Source organism: Isoptericola sp. NPDC057191 (assembly GCF_042670225.1).
Taxonomy (GTDB): domain Bacteria; phylum Actinomycetota; class Actinomycetes; order Actinomycetales; family Cellulomonadaceae; genus Isoptericola.
The window spans coordinates 1-2,168 of the sequence record NZ_JBHUWC010000300.1 but is presented as its reverse complement, the minus strand read 5'-3'; the positions used below and the strand labels follow the sequence as shown (position 1 = coordinate 2,168).

Here is a 2,168-nt window from a genome sequence, read left to right as displayed (position 1 = left end):
GGTGCCATGACCGCACAGTCCCCCGAGCCCTCCGTCGACGCCGCGCCGTCGCCCGAGCGCGAGGTGCTGACCTGGACCCTGCTCCCCGTCGCGATCCGCGAGCTGGCCGAGCGAGTCGTCGCGAGCGGGTTCCGGCCCGACGTCGTCGTCGCTGTGGCACGCGGCGGGCTGGTGCCCGGCGGCGCGATGGCGTACGCGCTCGGCACGAAGGGGGTGGGCACGCTGAACGTCGAGTTCTACACCGACATCGGCAAGACCCTCGAGGACCCGCGCGTGCTGCCCCCGCTCATGGACACCTCCGAGCTGCCCGGATCCCGGGTCCTCGTGGTGGACGACGTGGCGGACTCCGGCCGCACCCTCGCGCTGGTCATGGAGCTGCTGGCCAAGCAGGGCGCCGACGCGCGGTCCGCGGTGCTGTACACCAAGCCACGCACGATCATCCAGCCGGACTACTCGTGGCGGGACACGGACCTGTGGATCACGTTCCCCTGGTCGGCCGACCCGCCCATCACCGGCGCGCACTCGGCCGACGTCTGAGCCCTCACGCGGCCCGGACGAACAGGGCTCGCGCCCGCTCGACGACGACGTCGGGGCGCTCGTCGACGAGGAAGTGCGACATGCCGGGGAGCACCTCGACGGTGAGGTCGGACGCGTGCGCCTCGTACCCGCCGAGCAGGGCGGGGTCGCTGAGGATGTCGTTCTCACCGAGCAGCGCCGCGGTCGGCGTGGTCAGGTAGCGGTCGCGGTACGCCCCGCGCAGCACGGACCACAGCTCGCGCCGCACGAAGTCGCGACAGAGCGCCGATCCTGCGCGCGCCCGCGCCGGCTGCCGCAGGGGTGCGACGTACGTCTCGACGTCGGCCTCGGTCATGACGGCCCGGTCGTCGCCGTACTCCCGCAGCAGGTGGCGCGGCAGTCGCTGTCGTCCCCGCGACAGGGCCGGCGGCCCGCTCAGCCGTGAGGCGATCACCACCTGGAACCACGTGTGCCGCAGCATGAGCAGCAGCCTCGGGTCGAACCGCAGCCACAGGTGGGGCACACCCATGCTCAGCAGCGACACCGCGCGATCGGGGTGCTCGAGGCCGAGGTGGAAGCCGACGAGCGCGCCCCAGTCGTGCGCGACGACGTGCGCCCGGTCGATGCCCAGCACGTCGAGCAGGCCGACGACGTCAGCCAGCAGCCGGTCGTGCGTGTAGCCGTCCGGCGGCGCGTCGGTCCAGCCGCAACCGCGCAGGTCGGGGCACACGACGTGGTGGTCGGCGGCGAGCGGGCCGATCACCCCGCGCCACTCCCACCAGTGCTCCGGGAACCCGTGGAGCAGCAGCACCGGGTCACCGGAACCCTGCTCGACGACGTGCATCGAGAGCCCGTCGACGTCGACCCATCGGTGGGTGACCCCGGCCAGCGCGGGCATCGTCGCCGCGGGCGGTGTCGAGGCGGACCGCCCTCCGCTCACCGCATCGTCCATACCGCCGACGGTACTACGTTCGTAGTGTCATGTCACTACATCCGTAGTGCTCGGGTTAGGGTGCCGTCGTGACCATCACCGCCCCGCCCCGGCGTCGGGCGCTCGACGCCGCCGTCGACCTGCTCGGCACGGAGGGGCTGCGCGCCCTGACCCACGGGAGGGTCGACGAGCGCGCCGGGCTGCCCCGCGGGTCGACGTCGAACTACTTCCGCACCCGAGCCGCCCTGCTGGCCGGCGTCGCCGACGAGCTCGCCGCACGCGACCTCGCCGCGCTGTCGGCGGCGCCCGAGCCGCGGACACCGGGCGAGCTGGTGGACCTGCTCCGTGCGAGCTTCTCGCAGGCCACCGGCCCCGACCGCGCTGCCACGACCGCTCGCCTCGTCCTCTTCCTCGAGGCGAGCCACGACGCCGACCTCCGCGCGCGCGCCTCCCGGGGTCGCGAGGCGCTCCTGGACTGGGGCGAGCGCGTCGCGGAGCGCCTCGGCGCGCCGGCACCTCGCGCCGCGATCCTCGCCCTCGCCGCCGCCTACGAAGGACTGCTGCTCCACGCCGTCGCGCGCCACGACACGACAGATCCCGGCGCGACCCTCACGCTCGTGGCCGAGGCCGCCCTCGCGGCGCCCGAGTAGCCCCGCACCCCGCCCGGCCAAACGCCGAACAGGCGGTTGCGCACGTTCTGAGGTCTCAGAAGGTGCGCAAC

General features: G+C 73.9%; 3 protein-coding genes. 2 read left to right on the top strand and 1 reads right to left on the bottom strand.

What is annotated here, in order from left to right:
- Positions 1-6: 6 nt before the first annotated feature.
- Entirely contained in the window at positions 7-537 is a 531-nt protein-coding gene (locus tag ACFT55_RS20015) for a phosphoribosyltransferase (RefSeq protein WP_380245608.1), read from the top strand.
- A 4-nt stretch (positions 538-541) separates the two neighbouring features.
- Here the strand turns inward: ACFT55_RS20015 and ACFT55_RS20010 are convergent, their stop codons facing one another.
- The gene (locus ACFT55_RS20010) at positions 542-1,468 is read right to left on the bottom strand and encodes an alpha/beta fold hydrolase (RefSeq protein WP_380245607.1); all 927 of its coding nucleotides are present in this window, start codon (positions 1,466-1,468) and stop codon (positions 542-544) included.
- A gap of 68 nt (positions 1,469-1,536) precedes the next feature.
- Between ACFT55_RS20010 and ACFT55_RS20005 the strand changes: the two genes are divergently transcribed.
- Positions 1,537-2,097, top strand: coding sequence for a TetR/AcrR family transcriptional regulator (locus tag ACFT55_RS20005; protein WP_380245606.1), 561 nt, complete (start codon positions 1,537-1,539; stop codon positions 2,095-2,097).
- The last annotated feature ends 71 nt before the right edge of the window (positions 2,098-2,168 follow it).